This window comes from Mesorhizobium sp. M8A.F.Ca.ET.021.01.1.1 (assembly GCF_003998025.1).
In the GTDB taxonomy this organism is placed as follows: Bacteria; Pseudomonadota; Alphaproteobacteria; order Rhizobiales; family Rhizobiaceae; genus Mesorhizobium.
Genome location: NZ_RZSJ01000596.1, coordinates 1 through 3,719, shown reverse-complemented (window position 1 = coordinate 3,719; position 3,719 = coordinate 1). Strand labels below are relative to the sequence as shown.

General features: G+C 66.8%; 3 protein-coding genes and 1 pseudogene. 1 reads left to right on the top strand and 3 read right to left on the bottom strand.

All coding sequences use genetic code 11. From position 1 onward, the window contains the following. From EOA36_RS30490 to EOA36_RS30480, 3 genes are all read right to left on the bottom strand, one after another. Positions 1-1,868, bottom strand: a 1,868-nt coding sequence (locus tag EOA36_RS30490; RefSeq protein ID WP_145969384.1) for a xanthine dehydrogenase family protein molybdopterin-binding subunit, incomplete at its 3' end; no start/stop codon positions are given. After that, a complete protein-coding gene (locus EOA36_RS30485; protein WP_127280643.1) occupies positions 1,865-2,848 on the bottom strand; it encodes a xanthine dehydrogenase family protein subunit M in 984 nt (327 codons plus the stop codon). The genes EOA36_RS30485 and EOA36_RS30490, both read right to left, overlap by 4 nt. Then, positions 2,845-3,318, bottom strand: a complete 474-nt coding sequence (locus EOA36_RS30480; protein ID WP_127280642.1) for a (2Fe-2S)-binding protein — start codon at positions 3,316-3,318, stop codon at positions 2,845-2,847. Before EOA36_RS30480 ends, EOA36_RS30485 begins: the two co-directional genes overlap by 4 nt. 249 nt (positions 3,319-3,567) lie before the next feature. Between EOA36_RS30480 and EOA36_RS38570 the strand changes: the two are divergent. After that, positions 3,568-3,719, top strand: a pseudogene (locus tag EOA36_RS38570) (TetR family transcriptional regulator); the annotation flags it as partial.

Here is a 3,719-nt window from a genome sequence, read left to right as displayed (position 1 = left end):
CCCTCGGTGTGCGGCAGCGCCATGGCGATGGTGGTGTAGTTCTTGTAGCGGTCTTCCGCCGTCGAATTGGCGGGCATGGTGTCGCCCGTCGCCTCGATGCGGTCGCGGCCGACGCTTTTGAGCAGGTCGGCGATCGAGACATCGGGGCCGTCGCCGCGTGGCGCGGTGATGCGGCCATTGGCGACGACCAAAGTGTTGGCCTGCAGCGCGTGGAAGGGCGAGCGCGGATCGCCGATCGCCAGACCGATCAGCTGGTCGAGCGCCGAGGACGCCGCCTTGTAGACCGCGCCGGTCATCACGCCGGCCAGCCGTGAGCCCCCGGAGACGCCGGCACGGGCAAAGCGGGAGTCCCCCAGTTTCACCACGACGTCGTCGGCGGCTACGCCAACCGTCTCGGCGGCGGTCTGCGCCAGGATGGTGTAGGTGCCCTGACCCATGTCGATCGAGGAGCTTTCGACCTCGACCGAGCCGTCGGCCAGGATGCGCACGACCGCCTCGCCATAGGCGCGCCGCACCGGATAGGTGCCTGCGGCCACGCCCCAGCCGATCAGATGGTTGCCGTCGCGCATCGAGCGTGGCTCGGGCGTGCGCCTGGCCCAGCCGAAGCGTTCGGCGCCTGCCGCAAAAGCCTCGCGCAACTGCCTGGTCGACCAGGCTTTTTTGGCATGCGGATCCTGCTCGGCGTAGTTGCGCAGCCGGATTTCCAGCGGATCGATGCCGACCTCGTAGGCGAGTTCGTCGATGGCGCTTTCGATGCCGAAGGCCGACGGGTTTTCGCCCGGCGCGCGCATGGCGCCCGGCACCACCGAATTCACCCTTACGACATTCTGCCTGGAGGAGAAGTTCGGCGTCGCGTACATGATCGAGGTGACCGAGCCCAGCGGCTCGACCCACATGCCGTCGATCGACGTTTCGTTGACGCCGCGATGCACGATCGACTGGATCAGGCCGTCATGGTCAGCGCCGATCGTCACCGTCTGGCGGGTCGCGGCGCGGCCACCATAGCCGGTGAAGGTCTGTGCCCGCGTCATCACCAGCCGCACCGGCCGGCCAAGCATTTTGGCGGCACTTGCGGCAATCGCGCCATGGCTGAGCGCCAGCGCCTTGGAACCGAAGCCGCCGCCGACATAGGGCGACACCAGCCGGACATTCTCGAACGGCACGGCGAACCATTCGGCATAGGTGCGCGCCATGCCGTCCAGCCACTGGCTCGGCTCCCACACGGTGAGGTGGTCGCCTTCCCAGCGGGCGATCAGGCCATGCGGCTCCATCGGCGCCTGGTATTCACGTGGTGTGTTGTAGGCGGCGCAGATCCGCACCGGGGCCGAGGCGAAGGCGGCCTGGGCGTCGCCCCATTCCTTGGTCATGGCATCGACGGGGATGCCGTCGCCGGCCTTGCCGTCGCTGAGGTCGACGATGGAAGGCGTCTCGTCGTAGCTGATCTTGACCATCGCCGCGGCGGCCACGGCCTGCTCGAAGGTCTCGGCGACGACGGCCGCGACATGCTGGCCCGAAAAGGTGATGTCGCGCGCCAGCGGGCAGTAGGGACTGTCGGGCGGCGGCGTGCCGAACCAGTCCGAGGCGGTTTTCAGGCTGATGATGGTGTCCGGCGTCAGCACCTTGAGTACGCCCGGTGCCGCCTCGGCCGCCTTGCTGTCGATGGCGCGTACCTTGCCGGATGCGATCGTGCTTTCGACCAGCACGGCATAGGCGAGCCCTTCGAGCTGCTGCTCGACGGCGTATTTGGCCGCACCCGTGATCTTTGCCGGGCCATCGACGCGCGACAGCCGGCCGCCGACCGCGTCGGCGCCGCCGTCGGATGCATCGCCTCGTTTCGATTCACCAACTCTGATGTCGTGAACGGTCATGCCGTTTCTCCCATCTTGAGGATAGCCCGTGCGACGACGCGCGGCGCGAGCTCGATCTTGTAGTGGTTGGCGCCATGGTCGACAGCGCCTTCGACGGCGAGCAGGCTGGCGGCGCGAACAGCTTCCGGCTCCAGCATCTTGCCTTTCAAGGCGTCTTCCACGGCCCGCGCCCGCCAGGGTTTGGTGGCGACGCCACCGAGCGCGACGCGCAGGTCGCGGATGGTGCGTCCGTCAGCTTCCAGTTCGAGGCCGACGGCGGCACTGGCGGCGGCGAACTCGTAGGACTGCCGGTCGCGGACCTTCAGATAGGTCGAACGCCGGACGGCCGCGGAGGAGGGGATTTCGATGGCGGTGATCATCTCGCCCGGCTCGATCGCGTGTTCCTTGCCCGGCGTCGTGCCGGGCAGCAGGAAAAAGTCATCGACCGGGATGCGCCGATCGCCGAGATGAACTGTTGCGTCGAATGCGACGAGCGCGGCGGCGAGGTCGCCGGGATACATGGCGATGCAGGCCTCGCTGGTGCCAAGCACGGCATGGCCCCTGGTGACGCCTCCGATCGCCGAACAGCCGCTGCCTGGTTCGCGCTTGTTGCAGGCGGCAAAGTTCGAGGGATCGCGGAAATAGGGACAGCGCGTGCGCTGCATCAGATTGCCGCCGATGGTCGCCATGTTGCGGATCTGCGCCGAAGCCGCTTGCCACAGCGCCTCCGAGATGGCGGGGAAGCGGCCCTTGATGTCCGCGTGATCGGCGACATGGCTCATCGTCGCGAGCGCGCCGATGATGGCGCCGCGCTCGTCGATCTCGATCCAGTCCAGCCCGTCGAGATGGGTGATGTCGACCAGCGTGTCTGGTTCGGCGACGCCGCATTTGGCGAGGTCGATCAGCGTGGTGCCGCCGGCGAGCAGCATGGCGCCGGGGAGCGCGGCCGTCTGGCGGGCGGCGTCGGCCGAGGTGGCGCGAAGGTAGGAAAAATCCCTCATGACGCGGCCTCCAACGCTGCCTGGCGCACGGCGGCGACGATGTGCGGATAAGCGCCGCAGCGGCAGAGATTGCCGGCCATGTATTCGCGGATTTCCTCGTCCGATCCGGCATGGCCCTCGCGGATGCAGGCCACCGCCGACATGATCTGGCCTGATGTGCAATAGCCGCACTGGAAGGCGTCCTGTTCGAGGAAGGCAGCCTGCACGGGATGCAGTTCGCCCTCCCGTGCAAGCCCCTCTATGGTGGTGATGGTGCGGCCCTCGGCCTGGGCTGCCAGCATCAGGCAGGCCAGCACGCGCTCGCCGTCGACATGGACGGTGCAGGCACCGCACTGGCCGTGGTCGCAGCCCTTCTTGGTGCCGGTCAGGCCGAGCCTGTCACGCAAGGCATCGAGCAGCGTGACACGCGGTTCGAGCTGCAACTCGTGATGCCGGCCGTTGATATCGAGATGGACGGGGATTTTCGTCATGGGCGTCTGGCTCCAGTTGCTTGACGCTGAGGGAATGAATTGGCGCTTTGGAAGGGAAGGGCAAGGTCAGGCGACAGCCAATCCACCGCGGGTGAGGAAGCTGACAGCTTGCGGTTTCGAAAGACGTGACATACCGGGCTCCCTGATTATATGATAAAGGTGCTCCACTAAAACGGAGGCGCCTCCGTTTATTTACGTGGGGGCTGGCCAGGCATGGTTCAAGCCCCCATATCCCTGGTGGAGAAAAAATTGGCTTTTGAGCCCGTCACAAACGTCGACCAAAAACCCGCCGCCGCCGACAAGCCGTTGCGCGCGGATGCGCAACGCAACCGCGACCGCCTGGTCGAGATGGCGGCTTCGGTCTTCGCCGAGCGCGGCATCGACGCCTCGCTGGAGGAGAT

Bases quoted from the DNA above. Each gene is read 5' to 3' on its own strand.
- EOA36_RS30485 (WP_127280643.1), bottom strand. From the start codon at position 2,848: ATGAGGGATTTTTCCTACCTTCGCGCCACCTCGGCCGACGCCGCCCGC.
- EOA36_RS30480 (WP_127280642.1), bottom strand. From the start codon at position 3,318: ATGACGAAAATCCCCGTCCATCTCGATATCAACGGCCGGCATCACGAG.